Source organism: Streptomyces sp. NPDC057654 (assembly GCF_042800135.1).
Classification (GTDB): Bacteria; Actinomycetota; Actinomycetes; order Streptomycetales; family Streptomycetaceae; genus Streptomyces.
Map to the genome: position 1 here is coordinate 1 of NZ_JBHVHQ010000037.1, position 23,339 is coordinate 23,339.

Genomic DNA, 23,339 nt, shown 5'->3' on the forward strand with positions numbered 1-23,339 from the left:
ACTGAATGCACCTCGTGTGGTGTCGGGTGTGCGGTGGTGTGCGGTGGCACGCGGGCCGTTCCGGGCATGCGGAAGCGGCCGGGCGCGCGCTCCTACACGCGCAGCACCGACAACCGGGCGAGGGCCTTGTGACGCGGTGGCGGCGGGATCGGCCACAGCGCTCCCGGCAGCCGCGAGCGCGGCGCGGCGACGGCCGCGCCCAGGGCCCGGCGGTCGCGCGCGGCCAGGCCCACGAGGAGGCCGACGATCCAGACGCCGAGCACGGCGAGGCATACGGACATGGGGTCCATGCCGCTGTGCGCCGGGACGGCGGCGGGAGCGGCGGTGGGGGAGTCCATGACCATGTGCGGGTTTCCGTGCCCGCCGGCGCTGTCGCCCGCGACTACGGGGCCGTGGGGCGCGGCCGTGTGCTCGGCGGGGTGGCCCAGGGTGTGCATCGTGACGATGCCCAGCAGCAGGGCCGCGAACAGCAGCAGGCGCCCGCACCAGGCGGCGGCCCCTCGCTGTCCGTACATCCCGATCCCTCCGACGCGACCCTTCGCACCTTACCCCCAAGGGGTATGGCCGAACGCGGGCGGTTGCCCGGCGCGGGCGCGGGCGGGCATGCGGGCGGACGAGGCCGGATCATGAGAAGGGACATTCCGGCCGGCAGAAGGGGACCGTATGACCAGCACGGGAGAGCTCCGGACCCGGATTCGGCCCCGTACGCCCGTACGCCCCGCCGCCTTCTAGGCCGCTGCCATGGACGAGCCCGTACGCCCGGCGGCGGCCCGTACGAGGCTGCGCCCGCGCGCCCGCGCCGTGGCCGTGCTGCTGCTGATCGGCGCGGTCGCGTACACCGCCTGGGTGCTCGAAGTCCTGATCGCCACCGGCCTCGACCCGGTCCGTACGTACGTCAGCGAGCTGGCCGCCGTCGACCAGCCGCTCGGCGGGCTCTTCCGCGCCACCGACCTGGTCGCCGGGGTCGCCGTGTTCCTCGCCGCCGCCACCGCGCTGACCGTCTTCGAGCGGCGGCCCTGGTCGGTGGCGGGCTGGGCCGGGCTGCTGCTGTTCGGCGCGGCCACCGCGGCCGATTCGCGGCTGCCGCTCAGCTGCGCGCCGACCGTCGACCCGGAATGCGCGGCCCGCGAGACCGCCGGGCTCGTGCCGGCCACCCACACGGCGCACGCCATCAGCAGCAGCCTGGCGATGACCGGCGCGCTGGCGGGGGTCGTGGCGCTGACCGTCGCCGCGCGCAGGTACGGTCATGGCATGCCGCTCGCGCGCCTCGGTCCGCCGCTGGCGGCGGCCGAACTGGCCGCCACCGCCTGGACCCTGGTCGCGGTGGCCGCTTTCGAAGCGGGCAAGGGAACATGGCTGCTGGGGGCCGGACAGCGGGCGCAGGTGCTGCTGGTCGCGCTCTGGCTGGCGGTGCTGTGCGTACACGTCGCCCGTGGGAACGACGACTGAGTACGGGCGTACGGAGGGGGAGATCATGGAGCGGCCACCCGGGCGGATGGTGCGTGTCGCGGGGGTGACCCTGCATGTGCTGAGCGAGGGCGCCGGGCCGGTGTGCGTGCTCAGCGGCGGACTCGGCATGGGCTGGTTCGACTGGGACCCCGTGGTGCCGCTGCTCTCCGAGCACCGCACCGTGGTCCGCTTCGACCGGCCCGGCCTCGGGTTCAGCGCGCCCTCGCCCGAGCCGCCGAGCGCCGCGGGCGAGGCGGACCGCATCGCGGGCGTACTCGACGCGCTCGGGCTGCCGGGGCCGGCGACGATGGTCGGGCACTCCCTCGCCGCGTTCCACGCCGAGGCGTTCGCCCGGCTGCATCCCGAGCGGACCGACGGGGTCGTCCTCGTCGACGGCAGCGTCGAGGAGAACCCGAGCCCCGGCCCCGCCAGTGATCTGCGCACCGCCGCGGCCAGGGCCCGTGGGCGGGCCGTCACCGCCGCCGGGCTGCCGCGCGCGCTCGGCCCGACGCTGCGCCGGCTGACCGTACGCGCCACGTCCCTGCGCCGCACGGACCCGGCGCCCGACGAACTGCTGCGCCGCTGCTACGGGAGCGGGCGCGTCGCCCGAGCCATCCTGCTGGAGAACGCCCGCTATCTGGACGTCGCCGCCGAACTGGCCGTTCTGCGCGAGGACTATCCGCTGCCGCCGGTGCCTGTGGCGGTCTTGGCGGCCTCGCACGGGAACGGCTCCTGGTTCGAACGGCGCTGGCTGGAGCGGCAACGGCGGCTCGCCGAGCGGCTCGACGCGCGTTTCGAGACGGTCGCCCCGGCCGGGCATCTGCTGATGCTGGACCGGCCGCAGGCGGTGGCGGATGCGGTGTTGGCGGTGTCGCCGGCGAGGGAGGCGGATTCGCCCCGGGCCACCGGCTAGCCGCCGGGGGCTGTCGCCCTGGCCTCGGTTCGGTGTCGCCTGCGGGTGCGGTGGTGGTTGCTCGCGCAGTTCCCCGCGCCCCTTCGGGGCTCTGCCTGACGGTGTCGGGTGTTGTCTGCGGGTGCGTTGTGGCTGGTCGCGCAGTTCCCCGTGCCCCTATGGGGGTTGCTCTCGTCGTGTCGTCCGCGGGTGCGTTGTGGTTGCTCGCGCAGTTCCTCGCGTATGGCCGTTCACGCCACCGTCAGCGCGTGCGTGATTCCCTCGTCGAGGCTGGTCTCCAGGCCCTCGCGGTGGGCGGTTTCGTAGGGGGTGTCGCCGACGGTTTCGCGGAGGGTGTGTTCGCAGGTGTGGCGGGTGGTGAGGAATTCCTTGACGGCGGCGCGGTCGCGGCCGATGGAGTGCCAGAGCTGGTCGGCGGTGCCGAGGAGGCGGGCGGCCTGGGCGGGGGCGGTGGGGGCGACGGACGTCGCCAGCGTGTCGAGGCTGACGGCGGCCCCGAACGTGTCGTTCAGCTGCCACTTGCAGGCCAGCGAGTCACGGGCGTACCGGACGGCCGCCGCCGGGTCGCCGCCGGCCAGGGCGGCCATGGCCTGGAAGTAGAGGGCGTAGGCGCGCAGCCACACGTCGCCGTGGCGCTCGCTCTCCTCGCGCATCGCGTAGGCGACCGCGGCCGCCTGCGCGATCTCGCCCGACTGGAGGTGGGCGAACGAGGTGATGCCCAGGGTCAGGAGGCGGACGGCCAGTGGGCTGCCGTGGGAGGGGAAAGCCGGAGGGTCGGACGCTTCCCGGCCGCAGACGGCCAGGGTCTGGTCCGGGCGGCCGGTCATCACCAGGCGGGTGCCCCGGACGTAGCGCACGGCGCCGGCCGCCGCCGGGTCGGCGAGCCGCTCGGCCAGCGGCGCGGACCGGCTCTCCAGCTCGGCCGAGACGTCGAAGTCGCCCTGCATATTGGCCACATGGCCGCAGGCCCACAGCGCCCGGAACAGCTCCGGGCCGGCCGGCGCCGCGCGTTCGTCGGCCAGGGCCCGTTCCAGATAGCCGCGCCCCTCGCGCAGGAAGCCGCAGCCGGTCCAGAAGAACCACAGGTCGCTCGCCATCTCCAGCGCGGGGAGCGGGTCCGTATCGGCCAGGCAACCCTCCAGCGCCACACGCAAGTTGGCGAGTTCGGCGGTCAGGCGCTCGTACCAGGCGATCTGGTCGGGCCCGACCCACGCGCGTTCGCCGGTACGGGCGAGCCAGCGGTAGTAGTCCCGGTGCCGTTCGCGCAGCTCCTCCTCCTCGCCGGTCCGGGCCAGCCAGTCCTGGCCGTACTCCCGGATCGTGTCCAGCATCGAATAGCGGGGCGTCGCACAGTGGGGCTTGGAGGCTTCGGTGCGGCGGAGTACGGACTGGTCCACGAGCCGGTCGAGCAGGCCCGGCACCTGCCCGCTGCCGAGCGGGCCACCGGCGCAGACCCACTGCGCCGCCTCCTGCTCGAAGCCCCCGGCGAACACCGACAGCCGCGCCCACAGCAGCCGCTCCGGCGCGGTGCACAGCTCATGGCTCCAGCCGATCGCGGTGCGCAGCGTCTGGTGCCGCGTCTCGCCCTCCCCGTACCGGCCGTACGTACCGCGCACGCTGTCCTTCATGGTCAGCAGCTCGAAGGGGGCGTGCAGGCGGCGGCTCAGCTCGTCGAGCGGCATCTCGGCCAGCCGGGCCGCCGCCAGTTCGATGGCCAGGGGGATGCCCTCCAGGCGTGCGCAGACCTCGTCGACGGCCGGGCCGTCCCGCTCCGTGAGGGCGAGCCGGGGAGCGGCCTCGGCGGCGCGCTCGGCGAACAGCACCGCCGCGTCGGCGGGCGGCGCCCCCTGCCCGTACGTACGGACCGCGATCGGCAGCGGGGACACCGGCACCACCCGTTCGCCCCGCGCCCGCAGCGGGCTGCGGCTGGTGGCCAGGACGCGCACTCCGGGGCCCGCGGCCAGCAGCGTCTCCGCCATGTCCGCGCAGGCGGCGGGGAGGTGTTCGCAGCAGTCCAGGATCAGCAGCAGCCGCTTGTCCGCCAGCCAGTCGGTGACCACCTCGGCCGCGGGCCGGGTGGACTGGTCGGCCAGCCGGAGCGCTTCGTAGACGGCGAGCGCGATCGGCTCCGCCTCCTTGAGCGGGGAGAGTTCGACCAGCCACACCCCGTCGGGGAAGGCGGGCCGCGCCGCGGCCGCGACGCGCCTGGCCAGCCGGCTCTTGCCCACCCCGCCGAGCCCGGTCAGCGTTACCAGCCGGCCGTCGTCGGCGGCCACCAGGTCCGCCAGCGCGCTCAGTTCGCGCCCGCGCCCGACGAAACTCGTCTCCTCGGGAGGCAGATTGCCCTTGCCCCGGCTTCCCCGATCCCTTTGGCCCTGCTCGGAATCCCCCATGGCCCCGCCCCTCCCGCACCGCGTGTTCCGGCCGCTGTCCGCCGCCGGTGCGCGAAGTCTCCCGCGCCCGCGCCGCCCCCGCCTCGCAATGCGATGAGCTGCCCGCTTTCACCGGCCGGATGCTCAGATGACCACACCAACACGACACTCCCTGCCATCTCCTGTTCCGATTCGATCAACCGGCAGTGGCCACGGAAACGGTGCGGCATAGTGGCCACCCGCTGTCGCAGCGCGCGGGAAGGACAGGGGGCCGTTCATGGCTGTCGGCAGGTGGTGGAGAACCCGGGCACGCGGGTGGCACGGCAGGAGCCGGCTCGCCCCGGCGCTGGCGGCGAGCGCGCTCCTCGCCGCACCCGGCTTCCTGACCGACAACTGGTACCCCGGAATCCTCGCGCTGCTCATCGGCCCCCTGCTGGCCTGCGTCCATCTGGACACACGGCACACCGCGGCCGTCGCCACCTGGTCGCTGCTGCTCGCCCTCGTGGCCGGGACCGCGCGGCAGCGCGCGACGGCGCCGGCCTTCGCGGTGGAGTTCCTGATACTGCTCGCGGGCAGCGCCCTCGCCGTCCGCAGCGCCGGGCGGCGCACCGCCACGGAACACGCGCTGGTCCGGGCCGAGCGGGTGGCCCGCGAGTCCCAGCAGGCGATCCTGCGCCCCGTCTCCGCGCGGCTGGGCGGCATCGACGTCTGCACCCGCCACCACTGCCCCGTACCGGGGGCCTCGGTGGGCGGGGACCTGTACGACATCGCGCACACCCCGTTCGGCGTACGCCTGCTGATCGGGGACGTACGCGGCCACAGCCTGGCGGCCCTGGGGACCACCGCGGCGGCCATCCGCGCCTTCCGGGACCTGGCCTATCTCACCCCCGGCCTCGCCGACCTGGCCACCGGCATGGACGCCCGGCTCTCGCCGGGCCTGGGGCCGGAGGACTTCGTGACCGCCGTCCTCGCCGAGTTCGCCCCCGGCGAGGTGCGCCTCGTCAACTGCGGTCACCCGCCGCCCGTACGCGTGGGGAAGCGGATCCGACTGCTGGAGCCCCCGGAGCCCGCGCTCCCCCTGGGCCTGCATCCGACGCCCCGGCAGCACCGCGTCTATCTCCAGAGCGACGACCGGCTGCTGTTCTACACCGACGGCCTGAGCGAGGCCCGCGACGCCGGGGGCATGGACTTCGCCCTGCTCGAACGGGTCGGCGAGGCGCTGTCCGAGCCCTCGCCCGCCGACGCGCTCGACGTCCTGCACCGCATGGTCACCGCCCACACGGGCGGCCCGCCGGTCGACGACCTCGCCCTCATCCTCTGCCAGTCGGCCAACGCGACGGCGCTCGCGCCGGTCACCTGAGCCCGAGCGAGCGGCGACCGTCTCAGCCCCAGTCTCAGTCTCAGTCTCAGTCCGACGCGGATACGGGCGTGGGTACGGGCGCGGGCTCCGCCCCAGCCTCCTCCTCCCGCCCCGCCGACCACAAGGAGCGCACATGCCCCAGATGGCGGCGCATGCACGCCTCCGCCCCCGGCGCGTCGCCGCCGATCAGCAGGTCGAGGAGTTCGAGGTGTTCCTCGGCGGACGCGACCAGCTCGCCGCTGCGGTCGAGCCCGGTGAGCCCGTACAGGCGGGCGCGCTTGCGCAGTTCGCCGACGACCTCCACGAGCCGGTCGTTGCCCGCGAGGGCGAGCAGCCGCAGGTGGAAGCGGCGGTCGGCGTCGAGGTAGCCGATCAGGTCGTGCCGGGCCGCCGCCGTCACGATCTCGCGGGCGACGGGCCGCAGTGCCTCCAGTTCCCCGGCGGGCACGGTGCGGGCGATCTGCCCGACCGTCGGCACCTCGATCAGCGCGCGGATCTCCGTGTACTCGTCCAGATCGCGCTCGGACAGCTCGGTGACCCGGAAGCCCTTGTTCCGTACGGGCTCGACCAGGCCCTCGCGGGCCAGCGCGAGCATCGCCTCGCGTACGGGCGTGGGGGAGACGCCCAGCTCGGCGGCGAGGACGGGGGCGGAGTAGACGGCGCCGACGCGGAGCTCGCCGGCGGTCATCGCGGCGCGCAGGGCGTTCGCCACCTGGTCGCGCAGCCGCTCCTGGACGAGGATCGGGCTTCGCTGCCGCAGATCACCCACAGCGGCCCTCCGTCCTGAGCTCGGCCCGGTGATTATAACTTTCACCTATCACACGCGCACCGATGCCCAGGACGGCCGCGGGGCGGCGGGCCCGCGGGCGGTCAGGCGGCCGGCCGGGCGCCCGTACCCCCGCCCGTGGCGCAACCGCCCGCCGCGCAGGCGGTGAGCCACCGGTCCCAGTCGGCGTCGTAGCGGGTGCCGATGGTCTCGGTCAGATGGCGCCGGGCGGCCTGCCAGTCCCCTTTCCGGTAGGCGGCGAGGACGGCGTCGACGTCGGCGCGGTGGTTCTCCAGCAGATAGCGGACGGCGAGGTAGCCCCACCGGTACACGCGCGTGGTGTCGTCGCCGTACGCGGTGTCGAACACCGTGCTCAGCTTGTAGGTGTGCTTCCCGGCCTCCGCGATCGCCTCGCGGTACGTCTCCTTCCGGTACGAGTACGAGACGTACTCCGCGAAGCCCTCGATCCACCAGATGGTGGGCGTGGAGACCCCGGCGTTGAAGTCCCCGTACATGTCGAAGCGGCCGTCGAGGTAGTGCGTGTACTCGTGGTTGAGGTTCCAGATCGCGAAGTCCGGCCGCAGCCACTCGGCCTCGTAGGCGATGAACCGCGGCTGATTGCCGGCCGCGGCCGGGTCGCCCTCCAGGTACATCCCGCCGTTGTTCGTGTCGATGCCGTAGATGGCCCCGGCGTACGTCTGGTAGTCGGCGCTGGAGTCGAAGACGGTCACCTCGATGGTGGTGTTGCGGTCGTCGGCGACCGGGCCGCTGTCCTTGGCGACGCCGTGGAAGAACGCGTCCTGCCCGCCGAGGCTCGCGCACGTCGAGGCGAGTTCGGCGGCGGTCATCTGCTGGGCGCGGATGGCGATGCTGGGGCCGCAGGTGTGCCGGACGGTGAGGACGGCGTCGGTCAGCCGCTTCTGGAGGTCGCAGACGCCGTACTGGTCGCAGCCCGCCTTGTCGTAGTAGTCGGCCATCTCGGCGACGCCGACCCACAGCGGCGCGGTGCGGCCGGTCATGGCGGTGCGCCGCAGCAGGTCCACGGCGTACGGGCGGGTCCGCTCGCGCAGCGAGGCGTGCTGGAGGAAGCGGCCGAGTTCGCGCCCGGCGTTGGCGGTGAGATAGCTCTGCTTGCCGCCGAGCAGGTCGAGGTGGGCGGCGGCGAAGTCGTGGAGGGTGCGCAGGACGGCGGGGGCGCGCTCGACGGCGGTTACGAAGGCGGGTACCTGGTGGCCGCGGAAGAGGACGGTGTAGACGTTGTTGACGGCGTTCAGCATCCACCAGGACGCGTCGTACGAGCTGTCGTACCCCTTGAGCAGCCGCTCGACGACGTACAGGTAGCGGGCGTTCTCCTGGGCGCTGTCGATCAGCGTGACGGCCTCGGCGAGCGTCTCGCCGTTGGCGTCGGTGACGTCGCGGGAGCGCGGCGCGGCGAAGAACGCGTCGAGCCCGGAGCGGATCGCGGTCCGCAGGGCGGAACCGTACGGGCCGGTGTCGCCGGAGTGGTACCACTGCACGTAATACCCGGCGCGCAGGAACAGCACGAGCTGCGGCAGGCCGGTGGAGCCGTCGCCGGGGTAGGAGGCGGCGCCGTCCCGGAGGGCGTAGGCGACGGTGGTCATCTGCGCCTCGCGGAACGCGCCGCGGGCGTCGGTGCCGGTGAGGGCGAAGAGCGTGTTGACGCAGTCGGTGGTGGCGCCCTTGATCTTGGCGACGAGGGCGCTGCCGGTGTTCCGCGTGAAGTCGGCGATGTCGCAGGCGGCGGCGCGCCGCTCGGGGGAGAGGCCCTTCATGGAGGGGCGGGAGTGGTGGACGGGGGCGGAGCGAGGGGTGTGCTCGCGGTGGCGGGCGTCGACGGGGTCGGTGAGGGGCGGCCGGTCGGCGGGGGTGACGCGGCTCGTGGGACGGGCGGCCGGGTGGGGGCCGTCGTTCCCATGGCCGACGGCGGCCGCCTGCCCCGGCCCGGCGAGGAGCCCGCCGCCCAGGCAGAGGGCGGTGGCGAGGGCCGCTAGGCGGCCGAGGCGTCTGTGCACGGTACGGGGTCGCATGTGCTGCCTCCGAGTGACTTGTCATGCACGCGTGGGGTGTGTGCCATGTAAAATTTCACACTGCACTGGGAGTTGGGAAGGTGTTGGCAGGCACGGGGACGAACCGTGAAACGCGCCGGACACCCGGGGGAGTGATACTGGTGTGCCACCGCGGTGCCGCGGCACTGGTGAACGGGCAGATTGACCGGCGAGGATAGGGAACTATGGATAAGCAGCAGGAGTTCGTGCTTCGTACGCTGGAGGAGCGCGACATCCGGTTCGTCCGCCTGTGGTTCACCGATGTGCTCGGCTTCCTGAAATCCGTGGCCGTCGCCCCCGCCGAGCTGGAGCAGGCGTTCGACGAGGGGATCGGCTTCGACGGCTCCGCCATCGAGGGGTTCGCCCGGGTCTACGAATCCGACATGATCGCGAAGCCGGATCCCGGCACGTTCCAGATCCTGCCGTGGCGCGCGGAGGCGCCGGGCACCGCCCGGATGTTCTGCGACATCCTGATGCCGGACGGCTCACCCTCGTACGCGGACCCGCGCTACGTCCTCAAGCGCATCCTCGCCAAGACCTCCGACCTCGGGTTCACCTTCTACACCCACCCCGAGATCGAGTTCTTCCTGCTCAAGAACAAGCCCGTGGACGGCACCCGCCCGGTGCCCGCCGACTCCTCCGGCTACTTCGACCACACCCCGCAGAACGTGGGCATGGACTTCCGCCGCCAGGCCATCACCATGCTCGAATCCATGGGCATCTCGGTCGAGTTCAGCCACCACGAGGGCGCGCCGGGCCAGCAGGAGATCGACCTGCGCTACGCGGACGCGCTCTCCACCGCCGACAACGTGATGACCTTCCGCCTCGTCATGAAGCAGGTCGCGCTGGAACAGGGCGTGCAGGCCACCTTCATGCCGAAGCCGTTCTCCGAATACCCCGGCTCCGGGATGCACACCCACCTCTCCCTCTTCGAGGGCGACCGCAACGCGTTCTACGAGTCCGGCGCGGAGTTCCAGCTCTCCAAGGTCGGCCGCTCCTTCATCGCGGGCCTGCTCACGCACGCCGCCGAGATCTCCGCCGTCACCAACCAGTGGGTCAACTCCTACAAGCGCATCTGGGGCGGCGCCAACCGCACCGCGGGCGCGGGCGGCGAGGCCCCCTCGTACATCTGCTGGGGCCACAACAACCGCTCCGCGCTCATCCGCGTACCGATGTACAAGCCCGGCAAGACCGGCTCCACCCGCGTCGAGGTCCGCTCCATCGACTCCGGCGCCAACCCCTACCTCACCTACGCCGTCCTCCTGGCCGCCGGCCTCAAGGGCATCGAAGAGGGCTACGAACTCCCCGCCGGCGCCGACGACGACGTCTGGGCCCTCTCCGACTCCGAACGCCGCGCCATGGGCATCGAACCCCTGCCCCAGAACCTCGGCGAGGCCATCGACCTGATGGAGCGCAGCGAACTGGTCGCCGAAACCCTCGGCGAGCACGTCTTCGACTTCTTCCTCCGCAACAAGAAGCAGGAGTGGGAGGAGTACCGCTCCGAGGTCACCGCCTTCGAACTCCGCAAGATGCTGCCGGTGCTGTGACGGAGGGCCGTCGGATGGCGCGCTACCGCGAGACGAAGTTCCGGGTCATCACGTCCGTGCAGCGGCGGTTCAATCCGCTGCTGGCGCGGCTGCCGGGCCAGGTCGTCCTGGAGACCACGGGCCGCACGTCCGGCCTGCCCCGCCGCACCCCGGTCGGCGGCCGCCGCGTCGGGCAGGAGTTCTGGCTCGTCTCCGAGTACGGCGACAAGTCGAACTACGTCCGCAACATCCAGTCCGACCCGCGCGTCCGAGTCCGCCTCAAGGGCCGCTGGCACGCGGGGACCGCCCGCCTCCTGCCGGAGGACGACCCACGAGCGCGCCTCAAGTCCCTCCCGCGCTTCAACAGTGCGGCGGTCCGTACGTTCGGCACGAATCTGCTGACGGTGCGGATCGACCTGGACGAACGCTGACCCGGTGACACGGGCGGGCGGTCAGCCCGGGCCCGCCCCGTGCCATACCGTCGTCGCGTTGCAGAACTCGCGGATGCCGTGGCCGGCCAGTTCGCGGCCGTAGCCGGAGCGTTTGACGCCGCCGAAGGGGAAGGCGGGGTGGGAGGCGGTCATGCCGTTGAAGAAGATGCCGCCGGCCTCGATGTCGCGTACGCAGCGGTCGACTTCCGCCGGGTCGCGGGTCCAGATATTCGAACTCAGGCCGAAGGGCGTGTCGTTGGCGATGGCGATCGCCTCGTCCAGGTCCGCGGCGCGGTAGAGGGTGGCGACCGGGCCGAAGGTCTCCTCGCGGTGGACGCGCATGTCGGTGGTGATCTCGGAGAGGACCGTCGGCTCGTAGAACCAGCCGTCCGGGAAGGCTTTGGGGCGCCGGCCGCCGCACAGGGCCCGCGCCCCGTGGCGTACCGCGTCGTCCACCAGCTCCTCCAGATCCGCGCGGCCCTGTTCGGAGGAGAGGGGGCCGACGTCCGTGGTGTCCTCCAGCGGGTCGCCGACCCTCAAGTCCCGCATGCCCGCGGTGAACAGGTCCGCGAAACGGTCGTAGACGTCCGCGTGCACGATGAAGCGCTTCGCGGCGATGCAGGACTGGCCGTTGTTCTGGACGCGGGCCGTGACCGCTGTGGCCGCCGCGCGGTCGACGTCGGCGGACGGCATCACCACGTACGGATCGCTGCCGCCCAGCTCCAGGACCGTCTTCTTGATCTCGTCGCCCGCGATCGAGGCCACCGAGCGGCCCGCCGGTTCGCTGCCGGTCAGCGTGGCCGCGGCGACCCGCCCGTCGCGCAGGATCGCCTCGATCGTCCCGGACCCCACCAGCAGCGTCTGGAAACAGCCCTCCGGGAACCCGGCGCGGCGGAAGAGGTCCTCCAGATACAGCGCGGTCTGCGGCACGTTCGAGGCGTGCTTGAGCAGGCCCACGTTCCCCGCCATCAGCGCCGGGGCGGCGAACCGCACGACCTGCCAGAGCGGGAAGTTCCACGGCATCACGGCGAGCACCGCGCCCAGCGGCCGGTAGTGCACGCGCGCGTGCGTGGCCCCGGAGTCCCGTACGTCCGCGTCCGCCGGGTGCTCGTCCGCCAGCAGCCCCTCGGCGTGCGCCGCGTACCAGCGCATCGTCTTGACGCACTTCGCCGCCTCCGCGCGCGCCGCCCCGACCGGCTTGCCCATCTCCGTCGTCATCGTGCGGGCGACGTCGGCCGCGTCCTGCTCCAGCAGGTCGGCGGCGCGGCCCAGCAGCCGGGCGCGCTCGGCGAAGCCGGTGGTGCGGTATCGGCGGAACGCGGACTCGGCGGCGGCCAGCCGTCGCTCGATCTCCTCCGGGCCCAGTGCGTCGAACGTCTTGAGCGTCTCGCCGTTCGTGGGGTTCACCGTCGCGATGGGCATGGCTGTCCTTCCGTGCGCCTACCGGATGTGTCTCAGCGGCTTTTGTTTCTCCGCGCCCCTTCGACCTTGCAGCGCGCCCCGCCCCCGCGCAATACGGCGCGCCCCGCCACCACCGCTTCACCAGGGATTTACGGTGTATGGGTACGGTGCCCCCGCACGACCCGGCCGCCCGTCGCCATTAGGCTCGTACCGGCCCTTGATCGCGAGTGGCCCACGAATGATCGCCAGCGGCCGACGACGAGCCGGCGTTCGACGGACGGGAGGCGGCGGCATGTCCGTACCGCAGGGTCGCAGGAGCTCCACCTTCACCCGCCTCGTGCGCTACGGGTTCACCGACCCCGCCGGCGCCGAACGCCTCCTCGACGTCCCCGAACTGTCCACCGTGCGCGCCGACCCCGTGCTCCTCGACGCCCTCGGCGCCGCCGCCGACCCCGACCTCGCCCTGCACGGCCTCGTCCGCATGGTGGAGGCACAGGAGGACGACGACCGGCGCGCGTTCCTCGATACGCTCATCACCGCCAAACCGCTGCGCGACCGGCTCATCGGCGTGCTCGGCGCGTCCGAGGCGCTCGGCGACCACCTCGCCCGCCACCCCGCCGACTGGCACTCCCTCGTCACCTACGAATCCGCCGACCTGCACCCCACCACGCCCGAGTTCGAGCGCGAACTCGCCGAGGGCATCTGGGGCGAGCGCGGCGCCGGCCGGCCCCGCCCCGACGCGCTGCGCGCCGCCTACCGCCGGTCCCTGCTGGGCATAGCGGCCCGCGACGTCTGCGGCACCACCGAGGTCGCCGAGACCGCCGCCGAACTCGCCGACCTCGCCACCGCCACCCTCCTCGCCGCCCTGGAGATCGCCTGCGAGGAGCAGCCCACCGACGCCGCCGCGGCCCGCCTCGCCGTCATCGGCATGGGCAAGTGCGGCGGCCATGAACTGAATTACGTCTCCGACGTGGACGTCGTCTTCGTCGCCGAACCCAAGGACGGCGTCGACGAGGCCAAGGCCGTACAGGCCGCGACCCGGCTCGCCGCCCGGCTCATGCGGCTGTGCTCGGACGTGACGGCCGAGGGCACCATCTGGCCCGTCGACGCCAACCTCCGCCCCGAAGGCCGCAACGGGCCGCTCGTACGGACCCTGACCAGCCACCTCGCGTACTACCAGCGGTGGGCCAAGACCTGGGAGTTCCAGGCGCTCCTCAAGGCCCGCCCGATGGCCGGCGACGCCGAGCTGGGCCGGGAGTACATCGACGCCGTGACCCCCATGGTCTGGCAGGTCTCCGAGCGCGAGAACTTCGTCCCCGACGTCCAGCACATGCGCCGCCGCGTCATCGAGAACATCCCCGCCGCCCAGATCGACCGCGAACTCAAGCTCGGCCCCGGCGGGCTGCGCGACGTCGAATTCGCCGTACAGCTCCTGCAACTGGTGCACGGCCGCACCGACGCCACCCTCCGCCGCGCCAACACCCTCGCCGCCCTCGCAGCCCTCGCCGCCGGCGGCTACGTGGGGCGCGCGGACGCCGCCTCCCTCGACGCCGCGTACCGCTTCCTGCGCTCCATGGAGCACCGCATCCAACTGCACAAGATGCGCCGTACCCACCTCGTCCCCGACAACGAGGCCGACCTGCGGCGCCTCGGCCGCTCCCTGGCCCGGCCGTTCGGCTGGCCCAGCGGCGTCGAACCCGTCGAGCACCTGCGCAAGGAGTGGAAGCGGCACGCCCGCGAGGTGCGGCGGCTGCACGAGAAGCTCTTCTACCGGCCGCTGCTCGACGCCGTCGCCCAGCTCGAACCCGGCGAGACCCGGCTCAGCGCCAGGGCCGCAGGCCAGCGGCTGGAGGCACTCGGCTACGCCGACCCGGCCTCCGCCCTGCGCCACCTGGAGGCGCTGTCCTCCGGCGTGACCCGCAAGGCCGCCATCCAGCGCACCCTGCTGCCCGTGCTGCTCGGCTGGTTCGCGGACTCCGCCGACCCGGACGCCGGACTGCTCAACTTCCGCAAGGTCTCCGACGCGTTGGGCAAAACCCCCTGGTACCTGCGGCTGCTGCGGGACGAGGGCGCCGCCGCCGAGAACCTGGCGCGCGTGCTCTCCGCCGGGCGGCTCGCCCCCGACCTGCTGCTGCGCGCCCCCGAGGCGGTCGCCCTGCTCGGCGCCCCCGACGGGCTGCGGCCGCGCGGCCGGGCCGGGCTGGAACAGGAGGTGCTGGCCGCGGTCGGCCGCGCGGACGGGGCCGAGCAGGCGGTGGCGGCGGCCCGCGGCGTACGGCGCCGCGAGATGTTCCGCACCGCCGCCGCGGACCTCGTCGGCGCGTACGGCACCGAGGGCGTCCCGGCCCGCACCGACCCCGGCGAGGCCCTCGACGCGACCGGCTCCGCCCTCTCCGACCTGACCGCGGCGACCGTCGCGGGCGCCCTGCGCGCCGCCGTACGCGCCGAGTGGGGCGACACGCTCCCCGCCCGCTTCACGGTCATCGGCATGGGCCGCTTCGGCGGCCGGGAGATGAACTACGGCTCGGACGCGGACGTGCTGTTCGTGTACGAGCCGCGCGAGGGCGTCGAGGAGCAGGTCGCCGCCAAGGCCGCGTTCGCCGTCGCCACCGAGATGCGCCGCCTCCTCCAGCTCCCCAGCTCCGACCCGCCGCTGCTCATCGACGCCGACCTGCGCCCCGAGGGCAAGACCGGCCCGATGGTGCGCTCCCTCGCCTCGTACGCCGCGTACTACCGGCGCTGGTCGCTGGTGTGGGAGAGCCAGGCGCTGCTGCGGGCCGAGCCGGTGGCCGGCGACGCGGACCTCGGCGCGCGCTTCATCGAGCTGGTGGAGCCGCTGCGCTACCCCGCCGAGGGGCTCGGCGAGGACGCGGTGCGCGAGATCCGGCGGCTCAAGGCCCGGATGGAGACCGAGCGGCTGCCGCGCGGCGCGGACCCCACCACCCACACCAAGCTGGGCCGCGGCGGCCTCTCCGACGTGGAGTGGACGGTGCAGCTGATGCAGCTGCGGCACGGCTGGGAGGCGCCGGGGCTGCGCACCACCCGCACCCGCGAGGCGCTGGCCGCCGCGCACGCCGCCGGCCTCGTACCGGCGGAGGAGGCGCAGACCCTGGACGAGGCGTGGATGCTGGCGTCCCGCGTGCGCAACGCGGTGATGCTGGTACGCGGCCGGCCCGGCGACACCTTCCCCGGCGACAGCCGCGAGCTGGCCGCCGTGGGGCGCTACCTCGGGTACGAGCCGGGGCACGTGGGGGACATGCTGGAGGACTACCGGCGGACCACCCGCAGGGCGCGCGCGGTGGTGGAGGAGCTGTTCTACGGGGCGTGAAGACCTCGTGCGGGGGGCTCAGCCGCCGGTCTCGGCCCGCGCCGCCGCCTGCTCCCCGGCCTTCTCCCGGGCGCTCACCGAGGCCGCCTCGGGGTTGATCCCGGGCCGCGGCCTCGGCGCGGCCTTCGCCACCGGCCGGCTCGCCACCTGCCGCGCCAGCCGGTAGGGGAACGCCCCGTACCAGGCGTAGGCGAGGGCGAACCCCACGGCCAGGCAGATCAGCCCGCCGATCGCGTCCAGCCAGAAGTGGTTGGCGGTGGAGACGATGACCGCCAGCGTCGCCACCGGGTAGAGCGCGCCGAGGACCCTCGCCCACAGCGGCCGCGCCAGCATCGCGATGGTGATGCCGCACCACGTGGACCAGCCGATGTGCATCGACGGCATCGCCGCGTACTGGTTGGACATGTCGGCGAGGTTGCCCGACGCCATCGAGCCCCAGGTGTGGTGGACGACGACCGTGTCGATGAAGGACACGCCGTTCATCAGCCGGGGCGGGGCGAGCGGGTAGAAGTAGTAGCCGACGAGCGCGAAGGCGGTGGTGGCGAAGAGCACCAGGCGGGTCGCCGCGTACCGGCCGGGATGGCGGCGGTAGAGCCACACCAGCACGCCGATCGTCATGATGAAGTGCAGCGTCGCGTAGTAGTAGTTCATCCCCACGATGAGCCACGTCACCGAGTCCACGGCGCGGTTGATGGTGTTCTCGACCGCTATGTGCAGGGTTTGCTCGGCCTGCCAGATCCAGTCGGCGTTGTCGAGCGCCTTGGCCTTCTGCTCCGGGACCGCGTTGCGGATCAGCGAGTACGTCCAGTAGCTGACCGCGATCAGCAGGATCTCGAACCAGAGACGGGGCCTGCGGGGGGCCCGAAGACGCTGGAGAAGCGTGCGGTTCTCCGGCGGTCGGCCCTCGCGCTCCACGATGGGTGGCGGGGTGGCCGATCGGCCTTCCGGAGTCCTCACGTGCGCTTCACCCATAGGAATACAGTCTGCCAGACCGAGCCGAACCGCAGATCATCCCCAGGTCGGTTCTTACCCCGTTTCAATGTCGTCCCGAAGGCGGTCCCGACCCTTGGGGGCAGCGGCCGTCGAGCCCCTGACCACCAGTTCCGGCAGGAAGACGAACTCGGTATGCGGAGCGGGGGCGCCCGCTATCTCCTCCAGCAGCGCCCGTACGGCGGCCTGCCCCATCGGCCGCACCGGCTGCCGAATGGTGGTGAGCGGCGGATCGGTGAATGCTATGAGGGGAGAGTCGTCGAAACCGACGACCGACAGGTCCCGCGGCACCCGCAGACCGAGCAGGCGGGCGGCCCGGACGACGCCGAGCGCCATCAGGTCGCTCGCGCACACCACCGCCGTGCAGCCGCGCTCGATGAGCGGGGCCGCCGCCGCCTGTCCGCCCTCCAGGGAGAACAGCGAGTGCTGGATCAGCCGTTCCCCCTCGGCGGCCGGCACCCCCAGGTCGTCCGCCATGCCGCGCAGAAATCCTTCGGTTTTCCGCTGTACGGGCACGAACCGGCGGGGCCCCAGCGCCATTCCGATCCGGCGGTGCCCCAATGCCGCCAAATGGGTGACGGCGAGCCGGGCCGCCGCCCGGTCGTCGGGGGAGACGAACGGCGCCCGCACCTTCGAGGAGAAGCCGCCCACGAGGACGAACGGGACGCCCTGGGCGCGCAGCCGCTCGTATCGCTCCGGATCGGCCGTGGTGTCCGCGTGCAGCCCGGAGACGAAGATGATCCCGGCCACCCCGTGCTCCACCAGCAGTTCCGTCAGCTCGTCCTCCGTGGACCCGCCGGGCGTCTGGGTGGCCAGCACCGGCGTATACCCCTGGCGGGTCAGGGCCTCCCCGATGACCTGCGCGAACGCGGGGAAGATCGGGTTCTCCAGCTCGGGGGTGATCAGCCCGACGAGCCCGGCGCTGCGCTGCCGCAGCCGCACCGGGCGCTCGTACCCGAGGACGTCGAGGGCGGCCAGCACGGACTGGCGGGTGGCCGCGGCGACGCCCGGCCTGGCGTTGAGCACCCGGCTGACGGTGGCCTCGCTGACCCCCGCCTGGGCCGCGATATCGGCGAGCCGGGCGGTGACGGGCGCGGGCCGGGCCGGCCGCATCTCAGACCGCCCACCACACACACGCGTCGGCCGGGATGCGGACCACGCCGCCGCCGAACTCCAGCGGCGCGGTGGCCAGCACCGGGCGGCCCGGCACCGGGAGTTCGGCCTCGGCGGGCAGCGTGTTGAGCGTGCAGACGAAGCCGGGCCGGGACAGCGCCAGCACCCCCTCCGGCGCGGGCAGCCACTCCATCGGACCGTCGCCCAGCCCCGGCAGCGACCGGCGCAGCGCGAGCGCCGAGCGGTACAGCTCCAGCGTCGAGCGCGGGTCGCCGGACTGCGCCTCGACCGACAGCTCCCGCCACCGCTCGGGCTGCGGCAGCCAGCTGCCTCCCGGCCCGAAGCCGTACGGGGCCGTGCCGCCGGACCACGGGATCGGCACCCGGCAGCCGTCCCGGGTGCCGTCCTGTCCGCTGCGCCCGGCGTCTCCGTTGCCGCTGCGGAGGAACGCCGGGTCCCGGCGCGCCTCGTCCGGCAGGTCCTCCACCTCCGGCAGCCCCAGTTCCTCGCCCTGGTAGAGATAGGCCGAGCCGGGCAGCGCCAGCATCAGCAGCGACGCGGCCCGCGCCCGGCGCAGCCCCCGCTCGCCGCCCCCGTACCGGGTGGTGTGGCGCACCACGTCGTGGTTGGAGAGCACCCACGTGGCGGGCGCGCCCACGGAGCCGGTGGCGGCCAGCGACTCGTCGACGACCTCCCGCATCTCGGCCGCGTCCCACGGGCACCGCAGGAACTGGAAGTTGAACGCCTGGTGCAGTTCGTCGGGGCGTACGTACAGCGCGAGCCGCTCGGCGGTCGGGGCCCACGCCTCCGCCACCCCGATCCGCTCGCCGTCGTAGCCGTCCAGCAACTGCCGCCAGGAGCGGTGGATCTCGTGCACGCCGTCCTGGTCGAAGAACGGCAGCACCTGCGTGCCGATCATCTCCGCCTGCTCGCCGCGGCCGATGTCGGGCAGCCCGGCCGCCTTGACCATGCCGTGCGCCACATCGATCCGGAACCCGTCCACGCCCACGTCCAGCCAGAACCGCAGGACGGACGCGAACTCCCGCGCCACCTCCGGGTTCTCCCAGTTGAGGTCGGGCTGTTCGGGGGCGAAGAGATGGAGGTACCACTCGCCCGGCGCCCCGTCGGCGCCGGCCGTGCGCGTCCAGGCGGGGCCGCCGAACACGGACTCCCAGTCGTTGGGCGGGAACTGGCCCCGCCCGCCTCTCCCCGGCCGGAAGTGGTAACGCTCGCGGGCCGGACCCCCGTGCCGGTCCGCGAGCGCGGCTCGAAACCACGCGTGCTGATCCGAGGTGTGGTTGGGCACGATGTCGACGATCACCCGCAGGCCGAGGCGGTGCGCCTCCCGTACGAGCCCGTCGGCGTCGGACAGGTCCCCGAACAGCGGGTCCACCGCCCGGTAGTCGGCGACGTCGTAGCCGCCGTCCGCCTGCGGCGAGGCGTAGAACGGGGTCAGCCAGACCGCGTCCACGCCCAGCTCCGCGAGGTGCGGCAGCCGGTCGCGGATCCCGCGCAGATCGCCGATGCCGTCGCCGTCGCTGTCGGCGAACGAGCGCACGTACACCTGGTAGATGACGGCGCTGCGCCACCAGCCGGCGGCCCGGCGGGCGCTCGGGTCGTGGACGGGGGACGCGAGATCCTGGGTCATGCGGTTTCCTGTCGGGCGGGCCCGGTGGGCGGGGCATCAGGTACTGGCGGTTGGAGCAGCCGGGGTGTCGGTCGTGCTGTCGCACTGCCGCGCTGTCGTACTGTCGCGCTGTCCGGTTGTTCGGGCTGTTTCGGCTGTTTCGGCTGTTCCGGCTATGAGGTCAACGCGGGGCGCGCGTGTCGGTGACGGTCAGCCCTTGGTGCCTCCCGCGGTGAGCCCGGCGACCAGATGGCGCTGGACGAGGAAGAAGACGAATGCGGCCGGGACGGTGATCAGGACGGCCGCCGCGGTCATCAGCCCCCACTCGGCCTTCTGCTGGCCGACGAACGTCTGGAGCCCCACGGCGAGGGTGTAGTGCCGCTCGCTGCTCATGAACTGGGTGGCGAACGCGACCTCGCCCCACGCGGTGATGAAGGAGTAGAAGGCGGTGACCGCGAGGCCCGGCCGGGCGAGCGGGACGATCAGCCGCCAGAAGGCGCCGAACGGGGTCAGGCCGTCGACCCGCCCCGCCTCGTCGATCTCGACGGGGATGGTGTCGAAGTAGCCCTTGAGCATCCAGGCGCAGAACGGCACCGAGATGGAGCAGTAGGTGAGGATGAGGCCGGGGTAGGAGTCGAGGAGCTTGAGCGTCCCCAGAATGTTGTACAGCGGCACGATCAGCACCGCCATGGGGAACATCTGGACGACCAGGAAGGTCCACATCAGCGGGCGGTGGCCGGGGAACCGCATCCGCGAGACCGCGTACCCCGCGCTCGCCGCGACCAGCACGCCGAGCGCCGTCGCGCCCAGCGCCACGAGCACCGAGTTGCGGAACCACGTCAGGAATCCGGTGTTCTCCAGCACATGGCCGTAGTTGGCGAGGGTGAAGCCGACGAACCGCGTCGGCTCCTGCCAGCCGTCCCGGCCGCGCAGCGACACGAACACCACGAACAGGACGGGGAACGCGGCGGTCAGGGCGGCGGCGATCAGCGTCGCGTGCAGCGCCGCGGACGCCTTGCGGGACCGCGCGCCCCGCGCCCGTTCTGCATGCGGGGCCCGCGTGCGTACGGGCTGCGGGGCCCGCGTGCGTACGCCCGGACGCGCGCTCATCGGATGGTCTCCTGGCGGGTGAGCAGCCGCCGGTAGAACACGGCGAAGACCAGCAGCAGCGAGAGGATGAGGATGCCGTACGTGGCCGAGCCCGCGTAGTCGCGCACGCCCTGGAACGCGAGCCGGTAGGAGTACGTCACCAGGATCTCGCTCTCGGAGCTCGCGCCCTGCCCGATCAGCAGGTAGATGACCTGGAACATGTTGAACGTCCAGATGACGCCCAGCAGGATCACCGTCCCGCTGACCGGCTTCAGACCGGGCAGCGTCACATGCCGGAACCGCTGCCACGGCGTCGCGCCGTCCACCTCGGCGGCCTCGTGCAGCTCGGACGGGATCGCCTGGAGGCCGCCGAGGATCGCCACCATCATGAACGGCACGCCCAGCCACACATTGACGGCGACCGCCGACACCTTCTGGAGGAGCCCGTCGCCGAGCCAGTCGACCGCGCCCACGCCCAGCCTGTCGAGGACGGCGTTGAGCACGCCGTACTTCTCGTTGAACATCAGCCGCCAGGAGAACGTCGCGACGAACGCGGGGACCGCCCACGGCAGGATCAGCAGCACCCGGTACAGGCCGCGGAACCGCATCGGGCGGTTGAGCAGCAGCGCGAGCCCGAGGCCGATGGTGTAGTGGAAGAAGACGCAGGACCCTGTCCATACGACGGTCCACGTCAGCCGCCCGTAGAAGTGGCCCTCCTGCCCGGAGAGGACCTTCCAGTAGTTGTCGAGGCCGACGAACTCGTACGTGGCCGGGATGTGGTTGACGCCGATCGTCCGGGCGACGTTCGCCTCGTCGGCGTCGGTGAAGGAGAGGAAGATCCCGCGCCCCAGCGGATAGCCGACGAGCACCGCGAGCACCACGACCACCGGCAGCACCATCGCCCACGCGTACCAGTGCGCGTCGAAGGAGCGCCGCAGCCGGGCGAACGGGCCGGGGCGCGCCGGGCGCCGGGGTCCGGCGCCGGATGCGGCAGTGGTCATGGCTCCGCGGCTTTCGTCGGTCGGGGTCTCTGTCTTCCGGGGCGTCTCCGGGGTGGCGAACGCGGTGGAACCGGCTCGGCGGGGCGGGCGCGTGGGAGCGTACGGGCCGGTGAGCCCGTGGCCCGTACTCCCCCCGACCGGCCGAGCCGGAGTCAACTGGCGGTGCGCTGGGGCTACTTCTGGATCTCGTAGTCCTTGAGCAGCGTGGCCTTCCACGCCTTCGCGGTGGCGTCGAGCCCCGCCTTCGGGTCCTCCTTGAGCGTGAGGATCTTCGTGTAGTGCTGGAGCCAGTCGGTGAACAGGTCACCGCCCTGCGGGATCGCCGGGCGCGGGTGCGCCGTGGCCAGCGCGCGACGGTAGGCGTCGCGCACCGGATCGGCCAGCACGCTCTTGGTGTACGCGGACTCGCGCGTCGGCAGCACGCCGACGGAGGTCGCGGCCGTCTCCTGCTGCGCCGCGGCGGTCATGAACTTCACGAAGAGGTAGGAGGCGTCGAAGTTCTTCGACCCGGCGTAGACAGCGAGGTTGTGACCGCCGACGGGGGCGCCCGCGACGCCGGTGGAGCCGGCCGGTACGGGCGCGATGCCCAGGTTCGTACGGTCACGGTAGGCGGCGCCGCCGAAGATCTCCTTCGTCGCCCAGGGGCCGTCGATGAGCATCGCCAGCCTGCCGTTCTTGAAGTCGGTCTTGAGGTTGTTGTAGCCGTCGGTCCCGGCGGGCTTCGGCGCGGCCCCGGACTTCACCAGGTCGACGGCGGTCTCGATGCCCTTCAGCGACGCGGCGTCGGCGATGGTGATCCGCTTCCCGGCCACGTCGACCAGGTCGCTCTTCTCTCCGTAGAGGAAGGGGAGGGAGTAGTAGCTGTCCGGGTTGAGCCCGATGCCGCCTGCCCCCGTCCGCTCCTTGATCTTCGCGGCGGCGGCCTTGACCTCCTGCCAGTTCGCCGGGGGTTTGGCGACGCCCGCCCGCTTGAGCAGGTCCTTGTTGTACATGAGGCCGAGCGTGTCGGTGACCTGCGGCGCTCCGTACGTCTTGCCGTTGTACGCGGCGTTCTTCAGCGGCCCTTCGAGGAAGTCGCCGCTGTCCGCCAGCGCGGGGGTGCCGGTGAGGTCCTTGAGATAGCCGAGCTGCGCGAACCCCGGCGTCCAGCCCACATCGGAACGGAGCACGTCCGGCGCGCCCCGGCCGCTCTGCGCCGCCGTCTTGAACTTCTGCTGCGCCTGGTCGAACGGCACGTTGACGTAGTCGACCGAGATCTTCGGGTACTTCTTCTCGAACGCCGCGACCAGCTTCCGGTACGTCGGCGCCTCATTGGTCGCGTCCGAGGTGTCCCACCAGGTGACGGTCCCGGAGACGGAGCCCGGCTCCTTCGCCGCCTTGGAGCCGCTCCCCTCGTCGGCCCCGCCGCCGTCCCCTCCGCACGCCGCCGCGCCCAGCGCCAGCGCCCCCACGGCGACGACGGCGGAAATGCCTCTGCGCATGGGTTCCCCTCTCCCGAGGGTCGGCCCGCCCCTGAAGGGTCCGGGCTGGGGAGGAAGCTAACAGGTTGCAATCCCTTGCGAAAGAGCTTGCAGCGTGGAGAACGGGCCAACTCCCGTACAGGAAAGGGGACTTGTCCTCGGCGAGTAGCGGAGCGGTCAGCTCGCGGCGGGCTGCGGAGCGAGAGCCTTGAGCCGCCCCAGGAGGTCGCCGAACGGGCCGTCGGCGGGCTCGTCCGCGAGCATCCGGCGCAGCACGTCCGCCGTCTCCTCGTCATACGCCGCGCTCACCGCCGCCAACGCCGCCAGATCGTGCACCAGTTGCAGCTCCAGTTCGCGCCGGGCGACCTGCCGCCCGTCGAGCCACAGCAGCGCCGTCGTCTCGGCGAGGGAGATCCAGGAGCGGACCACCAGCTCCATGCGCGGCCC

At 72.8% G+C, this 23,339-nt stretch carries 17 protein-coding genes and 1 pseudogene; 6 read left to right on the forward strand and 12 right to left on the reverse strand.

The window, feature by feature from the left end; all coding sequences use genetic code 11:
• Positions 1-92: 92 nt before the first annotated feature.
• Entirely contained in the window at positions 93-515 is a 423-nt protein-coding gene (locus ACFU99_RS05565; RefSeq protein ID WP_384386200.1) for a hypothetical protein, read from the reverse strand.
• A 226-nt stretch (positions 516-741) separates the two neighbouring features.
• Between ACFU99_RS05565 and ACFU99_RS05570 the strand changes: the two genes are divergently transcribed.
• Both ACFU99_RS05570 and ACFU99_RS05575 read left to right on the forward strand, forming a co-directional pair.
• On the forward strand, positions 742-1,449 hold the full coding sequence (locus ACFU99_RS05570; RefSeq protein WP_384386203.1) for a DUF998 domain-containing protein: 708 nt from the start codon (positions 742-744) through the stop codon (positions 1,447-1,449).
• A gap of 25 nt (positions 1,450-1,474) precedes the next feature.
• Positions 1,475-2,362, forward strand: a complete 888-nt coding sequence (locus ACFU99_RS05575; RefSeq protein ID WP_384386243.1) for an alpha/beta fold hydrolase — start codon at positions 1,475-1,477, stop codon at positions 2,360-2,362.
• A 230-nt stretch (positions 2,363-2,592) separates the two neighbouring features.
• Here the strand turns inward: ACFU99_RS05575 and ACFU99_RS05580 are convergent, their stop codons facing one another.
• Positions 2,593-4,755: an ATP-binding protein gene (locus tag ACFU99_RS05580; protein WP_384386206.1), complete on the reverse strand. Its 2,163-nt coding sequence runs from the start codon at positions 4,753-4,755 to the stop codon at positions 2,593-2,595.
• 256 nt (positions 4,756-5,011) lie between these two features.
• On the opposite strand from ACFU99_RS05580, the gene ACFU99_RS05585 reads away from it, so the two are divergent.
• Complete coding sequence (locus ACFU99_RS05585; RefSeq protein ID WP_384386209.1) at positions 5,012-6,094, forward strand: PP2C family protein-serine/threonine phosphatase; 1,083 nt, start codon at positions 5,012-5,014, stop codon at positions 6,092-6,094.
• A gap of 46 nt (positions 6,095-6,140) precedes the next feature.
• Here ACFU99_RS05585 and ACFU99_RS05590 read toward each other — a convergent pair whose 3' ends face one another.
• Both ACFU99_RS05590 and ACFU99_RS05595 read right to left on the reverse strand, forming a co-directional pair.
• Positions 6,141-6,863, reverse strand: coding sequence for a GntR family transcriptional regulator (locus ACFU99_RS05590; protein ID WP_384386212.1), 723 nt, complete (start codon positions 6,861-6,863; stop codon positions 6,141-6,143).
• A 101-nt stretch (positions 6,864-6,964) separates the two neighbouring features.
• On the reverse strand, positions 6,965-8,908 hold the full coding sequence (locus tag ACFU99_RS05595) for a collagenase (RefSeq protein WP_384386214.1): 1,944 nt from the start codon (positions 8,906-8,908) through the stop codon (positions 6,965-6,967).
• A 203-nt stretch (positions 8,909-9,111) separates the two neighbouring features.
• Between ACFU99_RS05595 and ACFU99_RS05600 the strand changes: the two genes are divergently transcribed.
• A complete protein-coding gene (locus tag ACFU99_RS05600; RefSeq protein WP_363132796.1) occupies positions 9,112-10,473 on the forward strand; it encodes a glutamine synthetase family protein in 1,362 nt (453 codons plus the stop codon).
• A gap of 14 nt (positions 10,474-10,487) precedes the next feature.
• Complete coding sequence (locus ACFU99_RS05605) at positions 10,488-10,883, forward strand: nitroreductase/quinone reductase family protein (protein ID WP_384386218.1); 396 nt, start codon at positions 10,488-10,490, stop codon at positions 10,881-10,883.
• 21 nt (positions 10,884-10,904) lie between these two features.
• Here ACFU99_RS05605 and ACFU99_RS05610 read toward each other — a convergent pair whose 3' ends face one another.
• Positions 10,905-12,305 (reverse strand): NADP-dependent succinic semialdehyde dehydrogenase, encoded by a 1,401-nt coding sequence (locus ACFU99_RS05610; protein ID WP_384386222.1) that lies wholly within the window; start codon positions 12,303-12,305, stop codon positions 10,905-10,907.
• Positions 12,306-12,576: 271 nt separating this feature from the next.
• On the opposite strand from ACFU99_RS05610, the gene ACFU99_RS05615 reads away from it, so the two are divergent.
• Positions 12,577-15,612: a bifunctional [glutamine synthetase] adenylyltransferase/[glutamine synthetase]-adenylyl-L-tyrosine phosphorylase gene (locus tag ACFU99_RS05615; protein ID WP_384386225.1), complete on the forward strand. Its 3,036-nt coding sequence runs from the start codon at positions 12,577-12,579 to the stop codon at positions 15,610-15,612.
• A gap of 18 nt (positions 15,613-15,630) precedes the next feature.
• Here the strand turns inward: ACFU99_RS05615 and ACFU99_RS05620 are convergent, their stop codons facing one another.
• The 7 genes and pseudogenes from ACFU99_RS05620 to ACFU99_RS05650 form a co-directional block, all read right to left on the reverse strand.
• Complete coding sequence (locus ACFU99_RS05620) at positions 15,631-16,584, reverse strand: phosphatase PAP2 family protein (RefSeq protein WP_384386228.1); 954 nt, start codon at positions 16,582-16,584, stop codon at positions 15,631-15,633.
• A 54-nt stretch (positions 16,585-16,638) separates the two neighbouring features.
• Positions 16,639-17,715, reverse strand: a complete 1,077-nt coding sequence (locus tag ACFU99_RS05625) for a LacI family DNA-binding transcriptional regulator (RefSeq protein WP_384386231.1) — start codon at positions 17,713-17,715, stop codon at positions 16,639-16,641.
• Between the two features lies 1 nt (position 17,716).
• On the reverse strand, positions 17,717-19,363 hold the full coding sequence (locus ACFU99_RS05630; RefSeq protein ID WP_384386233.1) for a glycoside hydrolase family 13 protein: 1,647 nt from the start codon (positions 19,361-19,363) through the stop codon (positions 17,717-17,719).
• A 189-nt stretch (positions 19,364-19,552) separates the two neighbouring features.
• Entirely contained in the window at positions 19,553-20,452 is a 900-nt protein-coding gene (locus ACFU99_RS05635) for a sugar ABC transporter permease (RefSeq protein ID WP_384386236.1), read from the reverse strand.
• A complete protein-coding gene (locus ACFU99_RS05640; protein ID WP_384386239.1) occupies positions 20,449-21,432 on the reverse strand; it encodes a carbohydrate ABC transporter permease in 984 nt (327 codons plus the stop codon). The genes ACFU99_RS05635 and ACFU99_RS05640 overlap by 4 nt, the downstream gene beginning before the upstream one ends.
• A 173-nt stretch (positions 21,433-21,605) precedes the next feature.
• Complete coding sequence (locus tag ACFU99_RS05645) at positions 21,606-22,913, reverse strand: extracellular solute-binding protein (protein WP_384386241.1); 1,308 nt, start codon at positions 22,911-22,913, stop codon at positions 21,606-21,608.
• A gap of 156 nt (positions 22,914-23,069) precedes the next feature.
• A pseudogene (locus tag ACFU99_RS05650) lies at positions 23,070-23,339 on the reverse strand (TetR family transcriptional regulator); the annotation flags it as partial.

Excerpts from the sequence above, each read along its gene's own strand:
- ACFU99_RS05565 (WP_384386200.1), bottom strand. The coding sequence starts at position 515 with ATGTACGGACAGCGAGGGGCCGCCGCCTGGTGCGGGCGCCTGCTGCTG.
- ACFU99_RS05570 (WP_384386203.1), top strand. The coding sequence starts at position 742 with ATGGACGAGCCCGTACGCCCGGCGGCGGCCCGTACGAGGCTGCGCCCG.
- ACFU99_RS05575 (WP_384386243.1), top strand. The coding sequence starts at position 1,475 with ATGGAGCGGCCACCCGGGCGGATGGTGCGTGTCGCGGGGGTGACCCTG.
- ACFU99_RS05580 (WP_384386206.1), bottom strand. The coding sequence starts at position 4,755 with ATGGGGGATTCCGAGCAGGGCCAAAGGGATCGGGGAAGCCGGGGCAAG.
- ACFU99_RS05585 (WP_384386209.1), top strand. The coding sequence starts at position 5,012 with ATGGCTGTCGGCAGGTGGTGGAGAACCCGGGCACGCGGGTGGCACGGC.
- ACFU99_RS05595 (WP_384386214.1), bottom strand. The coding sequence starts at position 8,908 with ATGCGACCCCGTACCGTGCACAGACGCCTCGGCCGCCTAGCGGCCCTC.
- ACFU99_RS05600 (WP_363132796.1), top strand. The coding sequence starts at position 9,112 with ATGGATAAGCAGCAGGAGTTCGTGCTTCGTACGCTGGAGGAGCGCGAC.
- ACFU99_RS05605 (WP_384386218.1), top strand. The coding sequence starts at position 10,488 with ATGGCGCGCTACCGCGAGACGAAGTTCCGGGTCATCACGTCCGTGCAG.
- ACFU99_RS05610 (WP_384386222.1), bottom strand. The coding sequence starts at position 12,305 with ATGCCCATCGCGACGGTGAACCCCACGAACGGCGAGACGCTCAAGACG.
- ACFU99_RS05615 (WP_384386225.1), top strand. The coding sequence starts at position 12,577 with ATGTCCGTACCGCAGGGTCGCAGGAGCTCCACCTTCACCCGCCTCGTG.
- ACFU99_RS05620 (WP_384386228.1), bottom strand. The coding sequence starts at position 16,584 with ATGGGTGAAGCGCACGTGAGGACTCCGGAAGGCCGATCGGCCACCCCG.
- ACFU99_RS05625 (WP_384386231.1), bottom strand. The coding sequence starts at position 17,715 with ATGCGGCCGGCCCGGCCCGCGCCCGTCACCGCCCGGCTCGCCGATATC.
- ACFU99_RS05630 (WP_384386233.1), bottom strand. The coding sequence starts at position 19,363 with ATGACCCAGGATCTCGCGTCCCCCGTCCACGACCCGAGCGCCCGCCGG.
- ACFU99_RS05635 (WP_384386236.1), bottom strand. The coding sequence starts at position 20,452 with ATGAGCGCGCGTCCGGGCGTACGCACGCGGGCCCCGCAGCCCGTACGC.
- ACFU99_RS05640 (WP_384386239.1), bottom strand. The coding sequence starts at position 21,432 with ATGACCACTGCCGCATCCGGCGCCGGACCCCGGCGCCCGGCGCGCCCC.
- ACFU99_RS05645 (WP_384386241.1), bottom strand. The coding sequence starts at position 22,913 with ATGCGCAGAGGCATTTCCGCCGTCGTCGCCGTGGGGGCGCTGGCGCTG.